The 22,906-nt window shown below is 27.8% G+C and carries 25 protein-coding genes; all 25 read right to left on the bottom strand.

The features are described from left to right. Positions 1–14 precede the first annotated feature (14 nt). Positions 15–890 carry a MinD/ParA family protein gene (locus NBW53_RS01925; protein ID WP_250278438.1) on the bottom strand — a complete coding sequence of 292 codons (876 nt, stop codon included), beginning with the start codon at positions 888–890 and terminating at the stop codon, positions 15–17. Continuing rightward, on the bottom strand, positions 890–2,059 hold the full coding sequence (flhF, locus tag NBW53_RS01920) for a flagellar biosynthesis protein FlhF (protein WP_250278437.1): 1,170 nt from the start codon (positions 2,057–2,059) through the stop codon (positions 890–892). Before flhF ends, NBW53_RS01925 begins: the two co-directional genes overlap by 1 nt. A 2-nt stretch (positions 2,060–2,061) precedes the next feature. Then, positions 2,062–4,101 (bottom strand): flagellar biosynthesis protein FlhA, encoded by a 2,040-nt coding sequence (gene flhA / locus NBW53_RS01915; protein WP_250278436.1) that lies wholly within the window; start codon positions 4,099–4,101, stop codon positions 2,062–2,064. A gap of 31 nt (positions 4,102–4,132) precedes the next feature. Then, positions 4,133–5,251 (bottom strand): flagellar biosynthesis protein FlhB, encoded by a 1,119-nt coding sequence (gene flhB, locus NBW53_RS01910; protein WP_250278435.1) that lies wholly within the window; start codon positions 5,249–5,251, stop codon positions 4,133–4,135. Beyond that, a complete protein-coding gene (fliR, locus tag NBW53_RS01905; RefSeq protein ID WP_250278434.1) occupies positions 5,248–6,051 on the bottom strand; it encodes a flagellar biosynthetic protein FliR in 804 nt (267 codons plus the stop codon). Before fliR ends, flhB begins: the two co-directional genes overlap by 4 nt. Positions 6,052–6,063: 12 nt before the next feature. Continuing rightward, the gene (locus NBW53_RS01900) at positions 6,064–6,333 is read right to left on the bottom strand and encodes a flagellar biosynthetic protein FliQ (RefSeq protein ID WP_250278433.1); all 270 of its coding nucleotides are present in this window, start codon (positions 6,331–6,333) and stop codon (positions 6,064–6,066) included. 11 nt (positions 6,334–6,344) lie between these two features. After that, complete coding sequence (gene fliP, locus NBW53_RS01895) at positions 6,345–7,112, bottom strand: flagellar type III secretion system pore protein FliP (RefSeq protein WP_250278432.1); 768 nt, start codon at positions 7,110–7,112, stop codon at positions 6,345–6,347. Then, positions 7,102–7,509: a flagellar biosynthetic protein FliO gene (locus NBW53_RS01890; protein ID WP_250278431.1), complete on the bottom strand. Its 408-nt coding sequence runs from the start codon at positions 7,507–7,509 to the stop codon at positions 7,102–7,104. Before NBW53_RS01890 ends, fliP begins: the two co-directional genes overlap by 11 nt. A 2-nt stretch (positions 7,510–7,511) precedes the next feature. Beyond that, a complete protein-coding gene (locus NBW53_RS01885; RefSeq protein WP_250278430.1) occupies positions 7,512–7,877 on the bottom strand; it encodes a response regulator in 366 nt (121 codons plus the stop codon). A 65-nt stretch (positions 7,878–7,942) separates the two neighbouring features. Further along, positions 7,943–9,088, bottom strand: a complete 1,146-nt coding sequence (gene fliY / locus NBW53_RS01880; protein WP_250278429.1) for a flagellar motor switch phosphatase FliY — start codon at positions 9,086–9,088, stop codon at positions 7,943–7,945. Between the two features lie 2 nt (positions 9,089–9,090). Beyond that, positions 9,091–10,071 (bottom strand): flagellar motor switch protein FliM, encoded by a 981-nt coding sequence (fliM, locus tag NBW53_RS01875; RefSeq protein WP_250278428.1) that lies wholly within the window; start codon positions 10,069–10,071, stop codon positions 9,091–9,093. A 31-nt stretch (positions 10,072–10,102) separates the two neighbouring features. Further along, positions 10,103–10,597: a flagellar basal body-associated FliL family protein gene (locus NBW53_RS01870; RefSeq protein ID WP_250278427.1), complete on the bottom strand. Its 495-nt coding sequence runs from the start codon at positions 10,595–10,597 to the stop codon at positions 10,103–10,105. A 20-nt stretch (positions 10,598–10,617) separates the two neighbouring features. Further along, positions 10,618–11,373, bottom strand: coding sequence for an OmpA/MotB family protein (locus NBW53_RS01865; protein ID WP_250278426.1), 756 nt, complete (start codon positions 11,371–11,373; stop codon positions 10,618–10,620). A 16-nt stretch (positions 11,374–11,389) separates the two neighbouring features. Next, the gene (locus NBW53_RS01860; protein WP_250278425.1) at positions 11,390–12,178 is read right to left on the bottom strand and encodes a motility protein A; all 789 of its coding nucleotides are present in this window, start codon (positions 12,176–12,178) and stop codon (positions 11,390–11,392) included. Between the two features lie 21 nt (positions 12,179–12,199). Further along, positions 12,200–12,379, bottom strand: coding sequence for a flagellar FlbD family protein (locus NBW53_RS01855; RefSeq protein ID WP_250278424.1), 180 nt, complete (start codon positions 12,377–12,379; stop codon positions 12,200–12,202). Between the two features lie 176 nt (positions 12,380–12,555). After that, positions 12,556–13,929, bottom strand: coding sequence for a flagellar hook protein FlgE (locus NBW53_RS01850; RefSeq protein WP_250278423.1), 1,374 nt, complete (start codon positions 13,927–13,929; stop codon positions 12,556–12,558). Between the two features lie 74 nt (positions 13,930–14,003). Further along, positions 14,004–14,387, bottom strand: coding sequence for a TIGR02530 family flagellar biosynthesis protein (locus tag NBW53_RS01845; RefSeq protein WP_250278422.1), 384 nt, complete (start codon positions 14,385–14,387; stop codon positions 14,004–14,006). Positions 14,388–14,399: 12 nt separating this feature from the next. After that, positions 14,400–15,449, bottom strand: a complete 1,050-nt coding sequence (locus NBW53_RS01840; protein ID WP_250278421.1) for a flagellar hook assembly protein FlgD — start codon at positions 15,447–15,449, stop codon at positions 14,400–14,402. A gap of 12 nt (positions 15,450–15,461) precedes the next feature. Next, positions 15,462–16,910, bottom strand: a complete 1,449-nt coding sequence (locus tag NBW53_RS01835; RefSeq protein ID WP_250278420.1) for a flagellar hook-length control protein FliK — start codon at positions 16,908–16,910, stop codon at positions 15,462–15,464. A gap of 24 nt (positions 16,911–16,934) precedes the next feature. Then, positions 16,935–17,666: a MotE family protein gene (locus NBW53_RS01830; RefSeq protein ID WP_250278419.1), complete on the bottom strand. Its 732-nt coding sequence runs from the start codon at positions 17,664–17,666 to the stop codon at positions 16,935–16,937. 14 nt (positions 17,667–17,680) lie between these two features. Beyond that, positions 17,681–18,121 (bottom strand): flagellar export protein FliJ, encoded by a 441-nt coding sequence (fliJ, locus tag NBW53_RS01825; RefSeq protein WP_250278418.1) that lies wholly within the window; start codon positions 18,119–18,121, stop codon positions 17,681–17,683. Positions 18,122–18,124: 3 nt separating this feature from the next. Further along, positions 18,125–19,435: a flagellar protein export ATPase FliI gene (gene fliI / locus NBW53_RS01820; RefSeq protein WP_250278417.1), complete on the bottom strand. Its 1,311-nt coding sequence runs from the start codon at positions 19,433–19,435 to the stop codon at positions 18,125–18,127. Positions 19,436–19,448: 13 nt separating this feature from the next. Continuing rightward, the gene (locus tag NBW53_RS01815) at positions 19,449–20,249 is read right to left on the bottom strand and encodes a FliH/SctL family protein (protein ID WP_250278416.1); all 801 of its coding nucleotides are present in this window, start codon (positions 20,247–20,249) and stop codon (positions 19,449–19,451) included. Then, a complete protein-coding gene (gene fliG, locus NBW53_RS01810; RefSeq protein WP_250278415.1) occupies positions 20,242–21,258 on the bottom strand; it encodes a flagellar motor switch protein FliG in 1,017 nt (338 codons plus the stop codon). The genes NBW53_RS01815 and fliG overlap by 8 nt, the downstream gene beginning before the upstream one ends. Before the next feature lie 9 nt (positions 21,259–21,267). Continuing rightward, positions 21,268–22,878 (bottom strand): hypothetical protein, encoded by a 1,611-nt coding sequence (locus NBW53_RS01805; protein WP_250278414.1) that lies wholly within the window; start codon positions 22,876–22,878, stop codon positions 21,268–21,270. Positions 22,879–22,906 lie beyond the last annotated feature (28 nt).

Raw genomic sequence — 22,906 nt, 5'->3', positions numbered from 1 at the left:
CATATAGATATATATTATTTATTAAAAATTCGTGTTAATCTTTGAATAAAACTTTTTATCCCTTCATTAGATACAACTTGATTTTCATCTACTATTCTATTACCAATAATTTTTATAGATTTAGAAAAATCACTATTTGGAAAAGATAATATAGCAGGTTGCTGTTGTTTTACAGCTTTTATAAGTGCTACATCTGTTGCTATGTATCCCATATTTTCTATATTTATTCCTAAAAATTTGTTACACACATGGTCTAATTTAGTAAAAATTCTATCTGCTTCATATTTATCATCTGCCTTATTAATAACAATTCCTATTTTGTCTATTGCTTTATTTTGTTCTTTTATAATTTTTATAAGTGTATAAGCATCTGTAAAAGAAGTAGGCTCAGGAGTTGTAACAATAATATTTTCATCTGAAGCCATTAAAAAATTAGTAACATTAGGAGATATACCAGCACCCGTATCTATTATTATTATGTCTGCAATTTTATCTAAATACTCAAATTGCTCTATAAAATATTTTATTTCTGTACTATTTACATTAGATAATTCTTTTAAACCATTACCACCAGATATAAGTTTTATTCCATAATCCGTATCTACTATAATTTCTGAAATATTTTTTTCACCTTTTAACATATGATAAAAGTTGTATTTAGGTCTAACACCTAATAATACTTCTATATTAGCTAGTCCAAAATCTGCATCTATTATCAAAACTCTTTTGTTTAAACTTGATAAATATATAGCAAGATTTACTGAAAAACTAGATTTACCAACTCCACCTTTACCACTACTAATAGTTAAAACTCTAGAATTAAGTGTATTTTTTAAATTTATATTTTGTACATTATTTATTAAGCTTCTTAGCTCTTTAGCTTGATCCATTATTTATACATACTCCCTAACAAAACTTTAGCAATTTTTTCTCCAGAAAATTTTTCTATATCTGATGGTACATTTTGCCCTACAGTAACATATGCTATTTTATGTTTAGTACTATGTGCTATATTTAATATTGTTCCTATAGTATCTGTTTCATCTATTTTAGTAAAAATAATATTAAATTGTGAAAATTTAGAATATACATTTATTATATTTTCTATATCTTCAAAATTACTTGTAGAGCTAATAACAAGATATATTTCTGGATTTTCTATTTCTTTTAATAGTTCTTTTATCTCTTCCATATTTTTTTCATTTTTATGAGATCTACCAGCAGTATCAAAGAAAATATAATCATTTACTACTTTTAACTTATTAATTTTTTCTTTTACATCTTCTGGTTTATAAACAACTTCTACTTGGCTTCCTAAAATTTCAGCATATGTTTTAAGTTGTTCTACAGCAGCTATTCTGTAAGTATCTGAAGTAATAAATCCTACTTTTTTATTTTTGTTCATAATAAGGTTTGAAGATAATTTTGCTATTGTTGTAGTTTTACCAACACCTGTAGTGCCTAAAAATACTATACTTTTAGCTTCATTATTCTTCTGTTCATTTTCTATGCTTAAGTCTTTACATACTACATTTTCTAATATTTCTACTATTTTATTATATACTACTTTAACAATTAAATCAATATTTTGATTTTCTTCTTTATCAATTTCTTGCAAAATATCATCACAAACAGATTGATTTACTCCTTTTGTTATAAGCATTTCATATATAAATTGTACTAATTGATTTTTATATTTATCATTTTTTACATTTTTATCCATAGAAAGAGTTTTCATAGCTTTTTCTAGATATGCTTCTAATTCAGCTATCCTTTTTTCTAATCTTTCTATAGTATTATCTTTTTCTTTTAGCCTATCTTCAAAATTATTTGATTTATTTTTTATATCTCCAAAAAAATTTTTAGGCTTTTCTTCTATCTTTACCTTATTTTCATCATAAGATGCTGTAAGCTCAATATAGGGCTTTTTTATTATAGAAAATATACCTGTAGGAGTTATTTTTTTTATACTAAGTACAATTGCATCATTTCCTAACTCTTGTTTAGCCATTTCTATAACTTGTTCTTCTGTTTCACCTTGATATTTTTTTATTTTCATATTTAAATTTCCACCATTCCAATAGATTGAATTTCTGCACTAGGATCTATCTCATTGTAGCTAATTACAACTAAATCTGGTGCTACTTGTTCTACAAGTTTTTTAAAGTAAATTCTAACAACCGGAGAAGTAAGAATAATTGGTTGTATGCCAAGTGTTGTTAGCTTAGATAATTGTGTATTTAAACTGTTAAATATCATCTGAGTTTTTTCTGGGTCTAATGCTATGAAAGACCCTTGTTCAGAATGTTGAACACTATCCATTATTTCTTGTTCAAGATTAGGGTCTAGTGTAATAACTTTATTTCCTGCATCTGAAAAATATTTTTGAGATATGCTCTTTTTAAGAGATTGTCTTACATATTCTGTAAGCATATCTGTATCTCTTGTAACTTGAGCATAATCTGCTAATGTTTCTAATATAGTAACTAAATCTCTTATAGATATACCTTCTTTAAGAAGATTTGATAAAACTTTTTGAACTTCACCTATACCTAATAATTTTGGTACTAATTCATCTATAAGAACTGGATGATTTTCTTTAACATTATCTATTAATGTTTGTACATCTTGTCTTGATAATAACTCGCTTAAGCTATTTCTTATTACTTCTGTTAAATGAGTTGCTATAATAGCTGGCGGGTCTACTACTGTATAACCTAAAGCTTCTGCTCGTTCTCTTTGTGTTTCTGTTATCCATAATGCTGGTAATCCTAAATAAGGCTCAACTGTTTCTATACCATCTATTTCTTCTTCAATATATCCTGGATTCATAGCCATATAATGGTCAAATAATATTTCACCTTCTGCTACTTCCACACCTTTTATTAATATTTTATATTGATTAGGAGCAAGCTTTATATCATCTCTAAGCCTTATTATTGGTACTACTGCACCAAGCTCTAATGCTATTTGCCTTCTAATCATAACAACTCTATCTAATAAATCTCCCCCTTGACTATTATCAACTAAAGGGATTAAACCATAACCAAATATTAATAAAATAGGGTCTACATTTAATAAAGAAATAACATTTTCTGGTTTTCTAATTTCTTCAACTTCTTCATCTTCTGTAGATATTTCTTCTGTAATAGCCTGTACTTTTTGTGCCTTATTAAGTTGATACCCACAAAATAGTAAAACGATACCAAAAGGAACAAAAAACATAGTTGGTAAAGGTGTAAACCCTAATGCTATCATAACAAATCCTGCAATATATAATGTTAATGGTATGCTAAATAATTGTTTTGTAAGAGATGATGTTATACCATCTTCTTCGCTAGATTTAGTAACTAATATACCTGTTGCAGTAGATATTAATATAGCTGGTATTTGACCTACAAGACCATCACCTATTGTCATAAGAGTATATACTTGTACAGCTTCTCCAAAAGGTAGTTTAGTCCCCGTAGATAAACCAGTCATACCAAGTGTTATACCACCTATCATATTTATTGCAGTTATTATAATACCTGCTATTGCATCACCTTTTACAAACTTAGATGCACCGTCCATAGCTCCATAAAATGATGCTTCGTCTTGAATTTCTTTTCTTCTAGCTTTAGCTTCTTCATCATTTATAAGCCCTGTATTTAAATCGGCATCTATTGCCATTTGTTTACCCGGCATAGCATCAAGTGTAAATCTAGCTGTAACCTCAGATACCCTTTCAGAACCTTTTGTTATAACCATAAAGTTTACTAAAACAAGGATTAAAAATATGATTACACCTACAACCATATTACCACCTGCAACAAACTGTCCAAAGGTTTCTATAACTTCGCCTGCATCACCTTCTAAAAGTATAAGCTTTGTAGAAGATAAGTTTAAAGCTATTCTAAATAGTGTTGTTACTAATAATATTGTAGGAAACATACTCATATCAAGAGCTTTTTTAGAATATATAGCATCTAAAAGGATTAATACTGCAAAAAATATATTAATCATAAATAAAAAGTCTAATAAAAATGAAGGTACAGGAATGATTAATACTAAAACTATTAATATAATAAAAATACCTAAAAATGCTTCTTTTATTTTCATAAAAATTTCTCCATAAAATCTATATTAAAAGTTAAACCATATTTTTAAGCTTATAAACAAAGGCAAGAACTTCGGCAACTGCTTGATATAATTCTGGCGGTATTTCTTTGCCAACATCAACTGTGCTATATAATGCCCTTGCTAAAGGCTTATTTTCTACAATTTCAACTTTATTTTCTTTAGCTACATTCTTTATTTTTTGTGCTAAATGGTCTACACCTTTAGCTAAAACAACAGGAGCTCCTTCTTTTTCTCTATCATATTTTATTGCAACTGCAAAATGTGTTGGATTTGTTATAACAACATCTGCTCCAGGCACCTCTTGCATCATTCTTTTTAAGGCCGATTCTCTCATCTTTTGCCTAATTTTTCCTTTTATAACTGGATCTCCTTCTGTTTGCTTATATTCATCTTTTATGTCTTGTTTACTCATTCTTAATTTTTTATTATGAGAGTATCTTTGATAAACAAAATCTAAAATTGCTATAATAATGAAAAAATATCCTACCCTAAGCCCTATATCTATACATAAATTACATATGTATATAACAGCAGAAAATAAATCCATATATACAATATTTGTTAATTGATGTGATTTACCTTTTATAGCTGTATATATAACAATACCTAAAAATATAATTTTTATAATAGATATAAATGCTTCAACTATTTGTTTAAAAGAAAATAGTCTTTTAAATCCATTAGCTGGATTAAAAGCATCAAACTTTGGTTTTAGTGGTTTTGTCGTTGGATGCCAACCTACCTGTAATATATTTGTTACTATACCCACAAACATAGTAACTATACATATAGGACCTGCTATAATAATACATCTTAAAGTTATATAAATAAAAAAATCTAAAAGATAGTCTTCACTTATTATTTTATCTGCATCCTGTATTAACGTAAAATTAAAATTCATTACACTTGCTATTTGTTTATACATAAATTTACCTAAAATTTTTAAGCTCAAAAAACCTAATATTAAAGTTATTGCAGTAGCAATTTCTTTACTTATTGCAACTTGCCCTTCACTTCTAGCTTTTTGTTTTCTTTTAGGTGTTGGTTTTTCTGTTTTTTCACCACTAAAAAACTTTAGATTTATATTAATATAAAAATTATTTTTATCCTTAACTTTTGAAACTATCATGGCATCATAACCTTTATAGAATTTAATAAAAGTTCTGAAATTAAATTATATATCCTATAATAAACTTCAGAAAATACTGGTGTTATAACCCATAAAGCTAACAGCCCAGCTATAACTTTTAAGGGCATACCTACAACAAAAACATTCATTTTTGGTACTGCACGGACTAATACACCTAATGCAATATCCATAACAAGTATTAATCCTATGATAGGTAAAGCAAATAAAAATCCTATTTTTAAAAACTCTATCATTATATTTATAATACCGTAAAATAATCCATTGTTACCTAATATATATGCTTTACCAATGGGCAAAGATTTATAACTATAAAATATAGTGCTTATAACCATATGATGACCTCTATTTAAAATAAATAATACACATAATGAAAAATAATATAAATTACCAGTTATTGGCACTTGTGTATTAGTCATTGGGTCAAAAACATTTGCCATAGAATATCCTATTTGTTGGTCTATCATATGACCTGTAAAATAAACAGAATTAAACACAAAAAACACTATATAACTAATTATAGCTCCTATAAAAAATTCTTTTAAAATTAACATAAAATAACTCATAAAATTATTTACATATGTTACTTGTTCAACATTGCCAGAAGTAAATATTATAGTAGATATAGCCATTGCTAATCCTATTTTTATCATAGCTATACCATTATTACCACCTATAACAGGCATAAAAATTAAAAATCCTAATATTCTAACAAGTATTAACATATATAAATCTGCATTATTAAATATGTCAACTAAAACTTGAGTATTTTCAAAATTCATTATATTCTCCCCTTAACGGATAAACCTAACAAGGTCCACATATAAGGCTAAAAAAAGTTCTTTTATAGAATTTATTATAAAAGGTCCAAATATTATTAATGATAAAAAAACAGCCAAAATTTTAGGTATAAGTGCTAATGTCTGTTCATTAATAGAGGTAATTGTTTGTATTATACTTACTACTATACCTACTATAAGACCTAATAATAAAGGTGGTGCTGAAGCAAATATAACAGTTTTTATAGCCATTTGCATTATATTAATTACAGTATCTTCTGACATAAAAGCCCTCCTTATCCTGTAAATGTTTTTACAATACTACCAATAATTAAATTCCAACCGTCTATCATTATAAAAAATATTATTTTAAACGGTGCCGATATTAAAGCTGGTGGTAACATCATCATACCCATAGCCATAAGGACTGAAGAAACTACCATATCTATTACAATAAATGGTATATATATTATAAATCCTATTATAAATCCTTTTGTAACTTCACCTAATATAAATGATGGTATTAAAATAGAACTTGGAACATCTTCTAAATTATCATAAGATTCTATACCTGCTAAATCTGTAAATAATTTTAAATCTTTATCACTAACTTGTGTAAACATAAATTCTCTTATAGGTTTCATAGATTCATCTATAAATTGTTGTTGTGATATTTTACCCTCAGAATATGGTATAAATGCTTTTTCATTTACTTGTTTTATAGTTGGTGACATTATAAATATTGTTAAAAATAATGCTATACCAATAATTATTTGGTTAGGTGGCATTTGTTGTGTTCCCAAAGCATTTCTTAAAAAATGAAGAGATATAACTATTCTTGTAAAAGAAGTAAGCATTATTATAATAGATGGTGCTAACGTTAGTATTGTAAATAATACTATTAACTGTACAGATGTAGCCACTCCTCCATCATTATTATCTCCAACACTTATACTAATATCCGGAAAAATATTGTTAGCAAAAACAGTTGAGGAGGTAAATACTATTATTGAAAAAATACTAGCCAACAATATTATTTTAGCTAAAATTTTTTTATTCTTCATATTTACCTCCCTTTTTTCCTTTTTCTTTTGTATTATTAAAATATTGTTTAAGGTATTTTTCAAATGGTAAAGATTGTGAATTATTTTCATTTATTATTAAATCTTTACCATCTATTTCTGTTAAAATTCTAATACCTTCTTTAGATGAACTTATTAAAAAGTATTGTTTATTTACTTGGATAATATGAACATAGTTAAATCCTATAGATATAGTCTCTATTATTTTCATATTATTTTTAGTCATATTTTTAATTTTTGCATTTGCTATAAATTTTGTAGAATAATAAGCTAAAAATATAACAAATATGAATATTAATATTAAAAATATAAGCTGAAAAGCCATTCCCAAAAAGTTAAGGGGTTGGCTTTTTTGTGTTATACTAGATAATAATATCATAATTATCCTATTACTTTTTTAACAGCTTCTAAAACTCTATCTGGCTGGAATGGCTTAACAATAAAGTCTTTAGCTCCTGCTTGTATTGCTTCAATAACCATAGCTTGTTGTCCCATAGCAGAACACATAATAATTAAAGCATTTGCATCTTCACCTTTTATAGCTTTTGCAGCTTGTATACCGTCCATTTCTGGCATAGTTATATCCATAACAACTAAATTAGGTTTAAGTTCTTTATATTTTTCTACTGCTTGAGCACCATTTTCTGCTTCTCCTATTACATTATAACCATTTTTAGTAAGTATATCCTTTAACATCATTCTCATAAAAGCAGCATCATCAACTAAAAGTATATTTTTATCAGACATTTTTTTACTCTCCTTATTAATAAAATTATTTTTATTTTAATATAACATTTTAATTATATATTTAACTATATTCTTTCTTCAGTATTTATAATATCTGTAATCCTAACACCAAAGTTTTCATCTATTACTACAACTTCTCCTCTTGCTATAAATTTACCATTAACAAGTATATCTATAGGCTCACCAGCTAATTTGTCAAGCTCTATAACAGTCCCTGGATTAAATTCTAATATTTCTTTAATAGGTTTTCTAGTTCTACCAAGCTCTACTGTTACTTCAAGAGGTACATCTCTAATTATAGTAATATTTTCTTTTTGTTGTGCAAGTTCATTCATATCAAAACTTTGGAACTGTGCTGTTTGTACATTAACATTATTATGCATAATATTACTTTGTTGAGACATAGGTTGTTGCTGTACTGGTTGTGGTATTGGTTGTGGCTGAGGTGTTGGTGTTGGTTGTGGTATTTGAGGCTGTGTCGGTTGTGGTTGTGGAACTGGCTGTGGTGTCGGTTCTGGTGTTGCTTCAGCCTCATTTGCTGTAAGCTTTTGTATAATACTTTCTGCAAATTCTATTGGTAAAAGTTGCATTATCTCACTATCTATTAAATCTTGTACAACCATTCTAAAAGAATTACATACTAAATGTTCATCTGTAATAGTTAGTTCTTCAAAAAATGTATCATCTTCAAATTTTAAAATAAAAGCTTGAGGTGTATCTATATCTATTTTATATCCTAACATAGATGATAATGATGTAGAAGAAGACCCAACCATTTGGTTCATAGCTTCAGATATAGCACTAAGGTCTAATTCTGTAAGCTCTTCATCTAGTGGTACATTACCGTCTCCACCCATCATAAGATTTGCTATTATTTTTACGTCTTCTTGTTTTAATATAAGAAGATTAGATCCTATTAAACCTTCTTTATAATTTATTTTAAGACCTACACAAGGTTTATCATATTTTGAAGATAAATCTTTTGGATAAACCATACTAACAGTTGGTGTAGATATTTCCACTTTATGATTTAATAATGCAGATAAAGTAGTAGCTGATGTTCCCATACTTATGTTACCAACTTCACCTAAAATATCCCTATTCTCATCTGTTAATATTTCACTTGAATTATTTAAATTTTTATCTTCATTAGTAGCTACACTATCGCCTAGCAAAGCATTTATTTCTTCTTGCGAAAGCATGTCGCTCATCTTTATTCCCCCTTCCTAATAATAGAAGTTATTTGTATAGCATTTTTACCTTTATTTACGCCAGGCTTAGCATAAAATTTTGTTAAATCTCCAACTTTAACCTTAAAATCTGATGTTACATATGAATCTAAAGGTATAACATCACCTACTTGTATATTTATGAATTCATCTACTGTAATATTAGTTTTACCTACTATAACAGATATAGGTATTTTTGTTTCTTGTAAATGACTTTCTACAAAAGGTCTATATTGTCCATCATTATTACCATCTACTGTAGAGAACCAATGTTTTGTATTTAAGTTTCCTACAATAGGCTCTATAACTATATATGGTATACAGAAGTTCATTAATCCCTCTATATCACCAACTTTAATGCTTAAAGTAACTAAAGCTACCATTTCATTAGGAGACATTATTTGAGCAAATTGGGCATTTGTTTCAAGTTTTTCAAGGCGTGGATTTATTTCACAAACTTGACTCCAAGGCTCTTCTAATCTATCAACAAGCTTCTCCATTATTTTACTTAGTAAAGTAACCTCTATTTCAGTAAATTCTCTTATTTTACTTACTGTTTTACCAGTTCCTCCAAGTATCCTATCTATCATAGCATAACCTATATTAGATGACAAATCTAATAAAATAGAGCCTTTAAAAGGATTAAAGTCTATTATACTAAGTACAACTGGATTTAATAATGAATTATTAAACTCTCCATATGTTACTTGTTCAGAACTTATAACCTCTATTGTTGTTGTACTTCTTAAATAGCCTGTTAAAAATGAAGATGATATTCTAGCAAAATTATCAAAAATAACTTCAAGAGTTCTTAATTGTTCTTTACCAAACTTAGATGGCCTTGCAAAGTTATAAAGACTTACCTTTTTTTCATTTTCTGGTGCTTGCTCAATAACTTCATTGTTACCACTTGCCATAGCGCTTAAAAGGCTATCTATCTCCTCCTGAGATAAAATTTCGCTCATTTATATACCACCTACCTTTCAAAAAATTATATTATTGTAAGAATATTTCATCAACATATACATCTACTATAAGGTCTGTTGAAAAAATTTCTTGTAATTTTAATAATATTTCGTTTTTCAAAACAACTCTTGCATCTGTCATATTTAGCTCTTCATAAGTTTTACTTCTACAAATACCTATTACAGTATCTTTTATAACTGGTTTTTGAGCTTCTAATGTAGGAATAAGCTTTTCAGCATCTTTTGCTGTATCTTTACTTGTGTTTATACCTAAACTTACATTTATTTTTATTACATGAGTTTTTTTATCTGGTCCTTCTAATAAGTTTGTTACTATTGGGTCACCTATTGGAAAGTTAGTTATATCTTCTATTTTTAGCTCTTGTTGTACTACTACATTAGCTTCATCGCCTTGATTAGCTTTATTCATAGCTTTATATAAAAACCCAAATCCTACTGCAAATAATACTAATAAAATAACTAATAGTACTATTATTAGTATCATTCCTACTTTATTTTTTCCCATTTTGTATGCCTCCTTAATGCTTATAGTTCATTATTATAATATTTACTAATAACTTTTATTTCAACTCTCCTGTTAATAGCTCTATTTTCTGGAGTATCATTAGGTACTTTTTGTTTATATTCCCCATATCCTTCAGTAGATATTCTATCTGGTGGAAATCCTTTCGTATCTGTAAAGTATGTTGCAACAGATATAGCTCTAGCAGCAGATAAATACCAGTTATTTGGATATCTTATTGTATTAATTGGTCTATTATCTGTATGACCTTCTATTTTTATATTATTTTCTGGATATTTTAATAATTCATCTGCAACTTGAGATAATATTGTTATTGCTTGTGGTTTTAAATCTGAACTACCACTTTCAAATAAAATACCATCTTTAAAATTTAAAGTAATATATCTATCATTTTGTTCAATTTCTATTTTATCTTGAAGGTCATTTTCCGCAAAATAAGTTTTAAATTTTTCTGCTATACTTTCCATTTCTTCTTTACTTTTTTGTTCAAACTCTTTGTCAGAATTACCTTCCACTTTAGGCATTTGTATAATTCCATTACCCAAAGCATCTAACATACCTGCCTGTTGTTCTGGCATAACAACTATCTGATTATTAGAAAATGATGATGCTATTTGTTTAAATTTTTCAGCATCAACATTTGATGATGCAAACATAAGAACGAAAAAACATAATAGCAATGTAACCATATCGCCATATGTACCCATCCATTCTGCAAGCCCTTGCTTTATCTCTATTTTTTTTTCTTTTTTAGCCATATAATATCACCATTCCTTATTCGCTATCACCCTCACCAAATGAATCTCTAAGACTTGGTGATATGAAAACTTTAAGTTTTTCTTCTATTATACGTGGATTTTCACCTGCTGCCACAGATAGTATTCCTTCAATTGTAACTTCTTTAACTAACATTTCTTGTTTACTATAAACTTTCATTTTATTTGCAATAGGAGTAGATAACCAGTTGGCAAATAAGGAACCATAAAAAGTTGTTATTAAGGCAACGGCCATTTTAGGACCGATAGCTGAAGGGTCATCAAGATTTTGAAGCATTATAACAAGACCAACAAGAGTACCTATCATACCCCAAGCTGGAAACTGTGACGCCATAAGCTCCCATATTTCTATATTTTCTTTATGCCTATCTTCTATATATCCCATTTCAGTTTCTAAAACATTTCTTACAAGTTCTTGATCTGTTCCATCAACTACAAGCATTATTCCTTTTCTTAAAAAGGGATCCATATCTACAGATTTATCATCAAGTGCTAAAAGCCCTTCTTTTCTAGCAACATTTGCAAGCTCTATAATGTCTTTTATAGCTGCTATTGGGTCAACAGTGTCTGGCTTTAATATTTTGCTAACACTTTTCATTGCATTTACAAATTTAGGTAATGGATAAGACCCTATAACGGCTGCCATAGCTCCACCAACTGTTATCATAAAAGATGGTGCATCAAGGAAGCTTACAACAGCACTTACTTGCATATCCCCTGCTAAAAGTATAGATATAAATGTAAAGCCCATACCTGCAACTAAACCTATAATTAAACCTAGTTCCATTGTTATTTACTCCTCTCTATATTATTTTAAGCTTTTTTTATATGTAATTATTTTTTCTATAATATCATCAACTGCTTCCTTAACTATTATTTTTCGGCCAGTAGTTAATGTTATTGTCGTATCTGGTGTTTCTTGCATTACCTCTATATAATCACTATTAATAACTATCTCTACATCATTTAATTTTGTTAAAACAATCATAATAATGCTCTCCTAAAGTTTCTCTATCATTTTAAATTTTCTTATCTTAATTAATATACACTATTTTTAACAATTTCTCAAGTATAAAATTTATTATTTTAAATATTTTTTTACATTATAGTATATAGCTCTTAAAAAATAAAATTTAAAAGCCATATACTATTTATAATTAAAAATTATCTTTTTAAGTTTACTAATTCTTGTATCATTTCATCTGTTGTAGTTATAATTCTAGAATTAGCTTGGAATCCTCTTTGTGTAGTTATCATTTCACTAAATTCATAAGATAAATCTACATTTGACATTTCTAAAGCTCCACCTTGTAATTTAGACCCTAAAGCACTAGCTTCTTGTCCTATACCGTCAAACTCACTAGAGTTACCTGTTTCTTTGTAAAGGTTATTACCATATTTTTCAAGACCTGCTGGATTTTTAAAGTTAGCTAATGGTATTTGAGCTAAAATTCTTGTTTTACCATTAGAATATGTTCCTCTAATCATACCATTTGCATCTATATTGTATCCTGTCATATTTCCTGCAGTATTACCATCTTTTGTTTCAGATGTAACAGTTACTTTAGAGTTAAATTGTGTAACAGTTGAAAAATCTATATTTAATTCTTTAGATGTAAGCTCTCCACCTAAATTAGCATTTTCAAGTTGTCCATTAGCACCAACTTTTTGTAATTTTGTTAAATCAAGTCCTGTTACTTTTATAGATTTACTACCTGCTTGAGTTTCTTTTAATGTTCCATTTTCATTAAATATTAAATTTGCAGAATCTAATTGAATACCATCCATATACATTTTTTCAGTTCCATTTACAGTTACTTCTATCTTTCCATTACCAGGTGAATTTTGATCATTAATAGTTGGTATACTAGCTGTCCATTGATTAGGAGTAGCTGGATCTTTATCAAACTGAATATTTATACTATATTTATTACCTTGGCTATCATAAAAAGATATTGTATTTTTTTGTGTAGGATTTGTTGTTTGATTAAAGTTACCTGTAAATTCCACACTAGTTGTTTGTTCTGCTGGAGAATATAAGTTATTTCCCTCATATAAATTAATAGGTGTAACTGTATCTTTAACTATTTTTTGTTGTCCTGGATTATCTGGATCATCTACTGCTTTCCAACCACAAACATTAAACCCATTAGGATCTACAAGGTTACCTGATGCATCTACTTCAAATGTACCTGCTCTAGTAAAAGAAAATCCAGTAGAATCTTTTACAATAAAGAAACCTTCCCCATCAATCATAAGGTCACTACCATAATCTGTTCTTTGTGCAGCTCCTTGTCCCATAACATTAACTATAGAAGCAACGTTAGCCCCCATACCTATTTGTTGTGGATTTATTCCCCCTCTATCTTGATTAGCAGAAGTTGCAGAACTTAATGTTTGATTAAAACTATCTTTAAAAGAAACAGAAGCTCTTTTAAAACCAACAGTATTAATATTTGATATATTATTAGCTATAACATCCATTTTTGTTTGATGCACTCTTAACCCAGAAACACCTGAGTACATACTTCTCATCATAATAATTTCCTCCTTAAATTTACCGCTTTTTCTTATCTGTCATTCAAAGAAAATAGGCTTCCTAAAGGTCCAGCCTAAACTATAACGGCACCATCTATATTTGTATAAACCTTCTCACTATTATTGTCAATAGCAGTAACAACTGTTTTATTTTTTATGTTTACTAAAAGTGCTATATTATCCACTAAAACAAGTGAATCTTTTATGCCTTTTGCTTCGGCTCTTTTTATACCATCTTCAACTCTTTTGATTTGAGAATTAGAAAGTGATAAATTTCTAGAATTAAGCCTCATATAAGCATGCTTAGAAAACATAATATTATTACTTTCTTCTTTATTTTTTAAAATTTGTTTAAATGTTTCTTCTTTTTCATTTATTTTATAATTTACAGTAGGCTCAGATTTTTTAACCTTATTTACTAAATTAGGATTTATTAAATTGTTATTTATTATAGTCAAAAAAATCACCACCTACTTATTAATATCTTTATAAGATATTTCTTTATCTCCTACTTGAAGATATACTTTTTTATCTTTAATAATTACACCACTTACTTTACCAGTAGTATCATTAAATGTTACTTCTTCTCCTATGAGAGAAACAGAACTTACTAAAGAGCCTATATCTTCTATTTGTATTTCTTTTTCACTACCTTCTAATTTTACAAATATCTCTTTATCTTTTAATGAAATCTTTTCTATTTTTCCTGTTATCTTATCTACACCTTCAGAATCGATAGCAGCACTTATTTCTGCACCAATAAGTAATGTATTTTCAGATACAGCAACAATTTCTCCTAAGTATACATCTTTACCATTAACACTTAATACTGGTACTCCTTGTGAAAACTTAACAAAATCAACACTACCTTCTACATAACCAGTTGGATTTAATTCATTATCAACAGTTATAGCTTGTATAGTTTTTCCTATTAATGACATAGCTTGAGAAACCATAGCCGAATTATCTGCCATATTAACATCTTGCATTTTATAAATATCTTCATAAGGAGCAGTTTTGCCTCCAACATTAAGATATGGCTTACCATTTTTAATTTCTACAGAGTCAACTATACCATAAATAAGTTCATATTGACCAGATTTTTCATTAAGAGTATTTAAAAATACGCCTTTTCCTATAGTTTGAAAAGCTTGTGAATTATTCATTGTTTTATTTAAATTTTGCATCTGCTCTAATGCAGTAAATTGTGCTGTTTGAGCAATAAATTCAGTATTATCCATAGGTTGTAATGGATCTTGATATTTTAATTGAGTAACCAAAAGTTTTAAAAAGTCATCTTTTCCTAACTGAGTTTTTACTTCTCTAACATTGCTAGGATTTTTTATTGCTCCACCTTGTTCTGGTAGGCTCACCTGTGGACCAGATGTATCATTTTCTTTTTTTTCTTTATTTACTTTTTCTGTACTTCTCATAGAAGTTCCATTAGAAATACCATTAATAGAAGCTCTTGGGTTATTACGTATATTACTATACATAGTACTATCTAACATTTTATCCATTTATTTCACCTCCTATATAGAATAATTTACTTGAGAATCTAATAGTTGTTCTTGCTCTACTTTTTGTTGATTTTCTTTTATTTCTATGTTGTTTTCTATTTGATTATCAAAAGTTCTATTATTTTTATTATTTTGTTCAAACATATTATATGTTTGTTCTCCACCTTCACTATTAGACACATTAACTTCTAATCCACCAACATTAATGCCTTGTTCTAATAATAAATCTTTAAGTTGATTAAAATTAGATTCTATAATTTCTTTTACTTTTTGACTTTCTGCTATAAATTGTGCTGTAATAATTCCATTTTGTGTAGTTATTTTAAGAGAAACTTCTCCCAATTGTTCTGGTTTTAATAACATTTTCACTTCAGAAATATTAGGTTTAACTTCAACTTTTATTTTTTCCATTATTTGATTTACAACATCTGTTGTATTAATACTTCTAAAAGCTTGTGTTTTAGGTAAAGAACTGTTAAACACTTTAGAATTATTAGTTATAGATGATATATTAAAAGTTTCTTCGTTAATTTCAATTTCCTTATTTATATTCTCACCTAAAAATCCTTGTTGATTATTGTTAGATTGACCACTGCTTTGATAAGGATTTTCATTATTAGCTTGTTTAACATTTTTACCTTGTTCTAAATTAACTACACTTTCGTCAACATTTTGCATTTCAATATGTTCATCAAGCGTTTTTTGCTCTAAATTTGTACTATTATTAATCTGCATTAAATCTGTATTAATATTTTCTTCAATAATACTACCATTTAGCTCTTTTAATAATTGACTTATTTTTTGTTTAAAGTCTTCATTACCGTTTAAAATAGTAATATTTTTAATTTTATCATCACTTAAATTATTTAATAATTCTTTTACATCACAATTTATAATATCTTGATAGTCAATATTTTTAGCAACTTCACTTATTTTATCCATAATATTTTTTATATTATCTATAGATAATAGTTGAGCTGCATTATTTATATCGAATGCATTTTGTAAAAAATTAATTAAATTTTTACCATCTTGTAACATAGATATTGACATAGATAAATTTGATAAAATATCCATTATTTTATCTGTAGAAATACCTAAAATTTCGGATAAATCTTTTAAAGAATCATTATCAACAATTATAGCTTTATCTTCATCACTAATATCTTCTTTTACTAGATTACTGTTATCATCTATTTTTTTATAATCATTATCTGAAGACTGTTTAGCGTCTATTCTTTTACTACTTTCATTAAAAGGTTCTCTTTTTTCATTATATTTTATATTTTTAGAATAGTTATCTTTTTTATCAAAATTTTTATTATAACTATTTGTATTATTTTTTAATTCTGCTTTATTTAAAAATTCATCAAACCCTTTATTATTATTACTTGTATTAAAAGTATTTAAATTGCTTTTACCTGTTAATTGATTTAAAAACATACTTGTTAACTCCATCATTTTCACCTCCTTTCAAAATAAATTTTAATTTTCTACTGGTGCTAAAAGTTTTGAACAAGATGCTGCATTTTGAGGGTCCATAGCACTTAATATTTCACTTCTTTTTTCACTTGGTAAATTATCTAATATAGTTATAACTAAATCCATATCTGTTATCATAAGCTCCTCTAAAATAGTTGCTACTGCATCTTTTTTCATACTTTCAAAAGTTCTTATATAATCTTTAAATTTTTTATCTGTTATTTGTTTATTTACTGCTTCTTTATATAACTCTTCTGCATTTTCTGGAGCTATAGTTTCATAAAAGTCAACATAGGCTTTTGGTTCTTTTAAGGCTATCATTCTATCAAACTCTTCTTTTTCTGCCTTAAATTGTAGTTGTGTTTCTTCAAACTTTTTTAACCTTGTTATCTCTTTATTTAATTCTTCTATTTCTTTTGTAAGAGCATCTATAGTTTGTTGTTTTTCATCTATTGGCACTTCTTCTTCAGTTTCTTCTAATGGTGGTAATAAGTTTTTTATAATAGGCATTTTTTCTAGACCTGGTCTTAAATATTTATCTCTAATATTACCAACATTAAAACTTATAAGAGCAACTGGTATAGCTATTATAATAAGAATGATTAATATTTTGAATAAACAACCACCTTTTTTCTTTTTAGGTTCTTCTTCATCATATTCATTTTCTTCTAATTCTTCGTCTATTAAGTCTAATTCTTCTTTTTCATTTTTTACTTTTTTATTTTTTTTCGCCATCTTAAACCTCCAAGCTAAGCCTTATTATATTTATAACTAACTATTTCATCAATTACTTTTTGCTCTTTTTTTATTTCTTCTTTAAAATAATTTTCTTTTTCTTTTTCTTTAAGAGCTTCAAGAACTTTTCTTTCTTTCATAGCATCTAATAATGCTAACCTTTTTTCCTCTACAATATCTTTAGCCTTATTAATGTTTTCCATTTGTTGTTCCATTTTTTTATCTATAAAGCTAACATATTGATTAATACTATTAATATAACTAGGCTTAACACTAGTGTTAATACTTTGTTTAAAGCTTAATATATTTTCTTGTTTTTTATTTTCAAGGTTTAAAAGTATACTTTTTTCTTCTTCTAGTTTGTTTAAAGCTTTACCATATTCTGTTTTAGTCTGTTCTTCTAGCTTTTCTTTAATATTTAAAAGTCCTTGCATATTAAATATAAATTTAGCCATTTTCTAATCCTCTAAAATTCCATTCATTTGTTGAGATACTTCTTCTAAAGAAAAACATTCATCGGTAGACTGGGTTACAAATTGTAATATAGGTTTTCTTTTTGATATAGCCATATCAATATCTTCATTACTTCCAGACACATAAGCCCCTACGTTAATAAGGTCTTCTGCTTCAGAATAAGTTCCCATAAGTTTTTTTATTTCAAAAGCATTATTTTTATGCTCTTTTGTAACAATATCACTCATAACACGAGATACACTAGCTAATACATCTATTGCTGGATAGTGATTTTTATTAGCTAATTTTCTAGATAAAACTATATGTCCATCTAATATACCTCTAGCCGTATCTGTAACAGGTTCTGTTAAATCATCACCATCTACAAGGACTGTATATAAACCTGTTATAGAACCTTTGTCAGAATTACCAGCTCTTTCTAAAAGCTTAGGCATAATAGAAAAAACAGATGGTGTATATCCTCGTGATACTGGAGGTTCTCCTATAGCTAATCCAACTTCTCTTTGAGCCATTGCATACCTTGTTAGAGAGTCCATAAGTAATAAAACATCATTTCCTTCTTCTCTAAAATATTCTGCTATTGAGGTTGCAACTTCTGCAGCTTTTAATCTTACTAAAGCTGGTTGATCTGATGTTGCTATAACTAATACAGAACGTTTAAGCCCTTCTTCTCCAAGGTCTTTTTCAATAAATTCTTTTACCTCTCTACCACGTTCTCCTATTAGTGCTATAACATTTATAGATGCACTTGTATTTCTAGCTATCATACCCATTAAAGTACTTTTTCCAACGCCAGACCCTGCAAATATACCAACCCTTTGTCCTTTACCAATAGATAATAATCCATCTATTGCTTTAACTCCCAAAGATAATTGGTCTTTTATACGCTTTCTAGATAATGGGTCTGGTGGAACATTAGTTGTAGACACTTCTTTTTTAGCATCTATAGGTCCTTTATGGTCCATAGGTTCTCCTAGTCCATTTAAAACTCTACCTAGTAGGTTTTCTGATACTTTTACACTAAGAGGATAATCAAATCCTTCTACAATGCTACCAAGTCCAACCCCTTCAATATCACCATAAGGCATAAGAAGTATTTTTTTATCTTTAAAACCTACTACTTCTGCCAAAACACTTTTACCTTCTTTAGTATAGATTTTACAACAGTTACCAATGCTAACATCTGGTCCATCAGATTCTATTGTAAGACCTACTACTCTAGAAACTTTTCCTAATTTTTTAATATAATTTTTTTCTAATACATATCTATATTTACTTATATCTATATTAAACATATTTTTCACCCTATTAATTTAATATATAGTATAAAGCTTCTTTTATTGAAGATAATTGCTCATCTATACCACACTGTATACTGCCTATTTCTGTATCTATTATACAATCAGTATCTTTTAATGAAGTATCTTTTATTATTTCTATATTATTTTTATCTGTATTTGTGTTAAATATTGTTTCTTTGTTTTGTTCTACATAATCATATTGTTGCTCAGATACATAAACTTTTACATTTTTTAAAGTTTTTATAGATAATAGTCCTTTTTTTATAAGTAAAGATATTATTTGCGGATTAAATTCAAAAGATTTTGTTAATATATTTTGTGTTGTATCAACTATAAAATTTATGATTTCTGATTCAAGGTTATTAATAGTCTCTTTTCGCTCTTCTTGTGCTTGTAATACTATTTTTTCTGCCTCTTCTTTCATAGCCTGACATTCTTGTTCTGCCTTTAACATTCCTTCTTGATAACCTTTATCAAAATTTTCTTTATAAATTTCATCTGCTTTTATATCTATTTCTTCTTGTGCTTGTCTTAATATGTTTTCAGCCTCAATACTAGCCTCTTGCTTAGCCTGTTCTATTATCTCACTGGCTTCTTGATTAGCTTGTTCTATTATTTCTTGCTTTGTATCTTCTAGCTGTTTTATTATTTCTTCATTTGTAACACTGTTATTATTTTCTACCTCTAAACTTTCATCAACGTTTTCTTTACTATCTTGTTTTAAATTTTCTTGTTCTATAGAAAATGTGTTATCTATAACAATATTTTTTTCAACATTTACATAAGATGCTTTTAATATCCTAGACAATTATATCATCGCCTCCACCTCTAGCAACAACAATTTGATTAGTCTCTTGAAGTCTTCTAACAATATTAACAATTTTTTGTTGTGATTCTTCAACGTCTGTTCTTCTAACAGGACCCATAAAGTCCATATCTTCTTTTATCATAGCCGCTAAACGTTTTGATAAGTTATTAAATATAAGATTTTGTAATTCTTCAGTTGCACCTTTAAGCGCAATTGCAATATCTTTTTGGTCAATATCTTCTCTAAGGATTGTTTGTATAGATCTATTGTCAAGAGATAATAAATCTTCAAATACAAACATTTTCTTCTTAATCTCTTCAGAAAGTTCAACTTCCTCTGTTTCAAGAGTATCCATAATATTTTTCTCTGTATTTCTATCAACAGAGTTAAGGATTTCTACGATAGCATCTATACCACCAACATCTGTATACTCTGCTGTCATAAGAGTAGAGATTTTCTTTTCAAGTGCTATTTCTACTTCTTTAATAATGTCTGGGTTAGTTCTATCCATTATGGCTATTCTTTTAGCAACATCTGTTTGTTTTTCTGGTGCTAAAGAAGATAATACCTCCCCTGCTTGTGCTGGTTTTAAATAAGATAATATTAAAGCTATTGTCTGTGGATGTTCATTTTGTATAAAGTTTATAAGTTGTGTTATATCATCTTTTCTAATAAAGTCAAATGGTCTAACTTTTAAAGAAACAGTAAGTTTAGATATTATCTCATTTGCTTTATCATCACCAAAAGACTGTTCTAAAAGCTGTTTAGCATATCCTATGCCACCTTCAACAATATATTTTTGAGCTATACAAACTTGATAAAATTCCTCTAAAATTCCTTCTTTAGTTTCTGGTAATATAGTATTAAGGTTTGCTATTTCAAGAGTTAAGGCTTCTATTTCTTCTTCTTTAAGATGTTTAAACACTTTAGCCGATTTTTCTGGCCCTAAGCATACTAATAACATAGCTGCTTTTGTTCTTCCGCCATATTGTTCTAATAATACAGACATATTATATTATCACTCCCATTCATCATTAAGCCAATTTCTAAGAAGTTGTGCAGCTGCTTCTGGATTTTCATCTATAAAGTCTTCAATTTTAATTTTAAACTCAGATTCCACTTCATTAATTCCAGCAATTTTTTCTGCCACTTCTTCATCTTCTCTTTTATTTGTTGCAATAAGGTCTTCTATAGATATTTCAGGCTCAATTTCTTCAACTTCATCTGGTTGAACTTTCTTAATAAGCGCAAGAGCTAATAACCCTATCAATACAACTAATATAATTAAAACTATTATTTGTTCTACTTTTATAGGTTCTTTAACTTTATCAACAAATATAGGTTTTTCATATCCTGTTAAAGTAACATTTTCTATACCTGTTCCAGTTTTAATCGTATCTAACAATTGTTGATCCATCTCTATTAAAACAGGTGTTCCATTTTGTTCTTTAAATTGTTCCCAAGTTAAATCTTTATTTAAAGTTTTATTTTTTATTAAATCCGCTTCATTATAATATTTGTGCTTATAAACAGTAACAGCGACAGAAGAACTATCTGGTACAAAGCTACCCCCTGCAACTTCTTTTAATTGCTCTTGTTCATTATATCCATACTCTGTTTCCTTACTAGCGCTATCATAAGTACCTGTGCTTTGACCTCCCATAGCATAATTAGTAGGATTTTGGTCATTAGATTCTACACCTGGTTCTGCACCAACTTCACCATTTACAACACTTTCTGTTTGTTCTTTTTGTACTTTAGGTACACCTACTGTTGCATCATCAACTGGGGGTGTTAAAGTAAGATTTCTTTCTTGTATCTTGTCCCAATCAAATTTGACACTAGATATAACTTTTACTTCATCATACAAAGGATTTAAAGTGTCTTGTATTTTTGTTTCTATTTCTTGCTTTTTATTATTTTCTATTTCTTCTTTTTTAGAATGGCTAATAGTGTTACTTTCTTTACCAGAATATAAAATTTTTCCTTTTGTATCTGCTATAGTAACATTTTCTACCTTTACCCCTTCAACACTGCTAGCTATAAGATTAGCTATTATAGCACCTTGTTCTTCTGTGAAGTCATCTTTAACATCAAGTGTAACCCCTGCGCTTGCTTCTTTTTTATTATTATTAAAAACAACTGTTTCTTCTGGTAAAGCTAACATAACTTTAGCTGTTTTAACATTTTCAAATGTTTCGATAAGTTGTTTCATTTCTTGTTCTTTTAATCTTTTGTATTGTTCTCTTTTATCATTTTCGGTCATACCTATATCTATATTAGCCGAAACATCATCAAAAGTTATACCTTCTTTACCTATCTCACTACTAGCAATAAGTATTTTAGCTCTGCTTTCATCTTTTTCTAATACTTCTATACCAGTACCTCTATCTAACAACCTGTTTTTGATAGTATTATCATTTAATATTTTTTCTACTTGACCTATAATTTCTGGGTCAGCGTTCGACTTTAAAACTACCCATTCTGGTTTAAAGTTCATATATAATAAAAGTCCTAAAGTAACTATAAGACCAATAACAATAATTATTATTTTATTTCTTAAGCCTTTATCTATACTATTCCATTTTTCAGTAGCTTTGGCCTTATAGCTTAATAGTTTTTCATGCATACTCACACCTCATATAAATATTTTAAAA

This window comes from [Clostridium] colinum, assembly GCF_940677205.1.
GTDB classification, from domain to species: Bacteria; Bacillota; Clostridia; order Lachnospirales; family CAG-274; genus Tyzzerella; species Tyzzerella colina.
This window is presented reverse-complemented; position numbering and strand designations above follow the sequence as displayed.

Coding starts and splice junctions, on each gene's coding strand:
- NBW53_RS01925 (WP_250278438.1), bottom strand. CDS start 890: ATGGATCAAGCTAAAGAGCTAAGAAGCTTAATAAATAATGTACAAAAT.
- flhF (WP_250278437.1), bottom strand. CDS start 2,059: ATGAAAATAAAAAAATATCAAGGTGAAACAGAAGAACAAGTTATAGAA.
- flhA (WP_250278436.1), bottom strand. CDS start 4,101: ATGAAAATAAAAGAAGCATTTTTAGGTATTTTTATTATATTAATAGTT.
- flhB (WP_250278435.1), bottom strand. CDS start 5,251: ATGATAGTTTCAAAAGTTAAGGATAAAAATAATTTTTATATTAATATA.
- fliR (WP_250278434.1), bottom strand. CDS start 6,051: ATGAATTTTGAAAATACTCAAGTTTTAGTTGACATATTTAATAATGCA.
- NBW53_RS01900 (WP_250278433.1), bottom strand. CDS start 6,333: ATGTCAGAAGATACTGTAATTAATATAATGCAAATGGCTATAAAAACT.
- fliP (WP_250278432.1), bottom strand. CDS start 7,112: ATGAAGAATAAAAAAATTTTAGCTAAAATAATATTGTTGGCTAGTATT.
- NBW53_RS01890 (WP_250278431.1), bottom strand. CDS start 7,509: ATGATATTATTATCTAGTATAACACAAAAAAGCCAACCCCTTAACTTT.
- NBW53_RS01885 (WP_250278430.1), bottom strand. CDS start 7,877: ATGTCTGATAAAAATATACTTTTAGTTGATGATGCTGCTTTTATGAGA.
- fliY (WP_250278429.1), bottom strand. CDS start 9,088: ATGAGCGACATGCTTTCGCAAGAAGAAATAAATGCTTTGCTAGGCGAT.
- fliM (WP_250278428.1), bottom strand. CDS start 10,071: ATGAGCGAAATTTTATCTCAGGAGGAGATAGATAGCCTTTTAAGCGCT.
- NBW53_RS01870 (WP_250278427.1), bottom strand. CDS start 10,597: ATGGGAAAAAATAAAGTAGGAATGATACTAATAATAGTACTATTAGTT.
- NBW53_RS01865 (WP_250278426.1), bottom strand. CDS start 11,373: ATGGCTAAAAAAGAAAAAAAAATAGAGATAAAGCAAGGGCTTGCAGAA.
- NBW53_RS01860 (WP_250278425.1), bottom strand. CDS start 12,178: ATGGAACTAGGTTTAATTATAGGTTTAGTTGCAGGTATGGGCTTTACA.
- NBW53_RS01855 (WP_250278424.1), bottom strand. CDS start 12,379: ATGATTGTTTTAACAAAATTAAATGATGTAGAGATAGTTATTAATAGT.
- NBW53_RS01850 (WP_250278423.1), bottom strand. CDS start 13,929: ATGATGAGAAGTATGTACTCAGGTGTTTCTGGGTTAAGAGTGCATCAA.
- NBW53_RS01840 (WP_250278421.1), bottom strand. CDS start 15,449: ATGGATAAAATGTTAGATAGTACTATGTATAGTAATATACGTAATAAC.
- NBW53_RS01835 (WP_250278420.1), bottom strand. CDS start 16,910: ATGATGGAGTTAACAAGTATGTTTTTAAATCAATTAACAGGTAAAAGC.
- NBW53_RS01830 (WP_250278419.1), bottom strand. CDS start 17,666: ATGGCGAAAAAAAATAAAAAAGTAAAAAATGAAAAAGAAGAATTAGAC.
- fliJ (WP_250278418.1), bottom strand. CDS start 18,121: ATGGCTAAATTTATATTTAATATGCAAGGACTTTTAAATATTAAAGAA.
- fliI (WP_250278417.1), bottom strand. CDS start 19,435: ATGTTTAATATAGATATAAGTAAATATAGATATGTATTAGAAAAAAAT.
- fliG (WP_250278415.1), bottom strand. CDS start 21,258: ATGTCTGTATTATTAGAACAATATGGCGGAAGAACAAAAGCAGCTATG.
- NBW53_RS01805 (WP_250278414.1), bottom strand. CDS start 22,878: ATGCATGAAAAACTATTAAGCTATAAGGCCAAAGCTACTGAAAAATGG.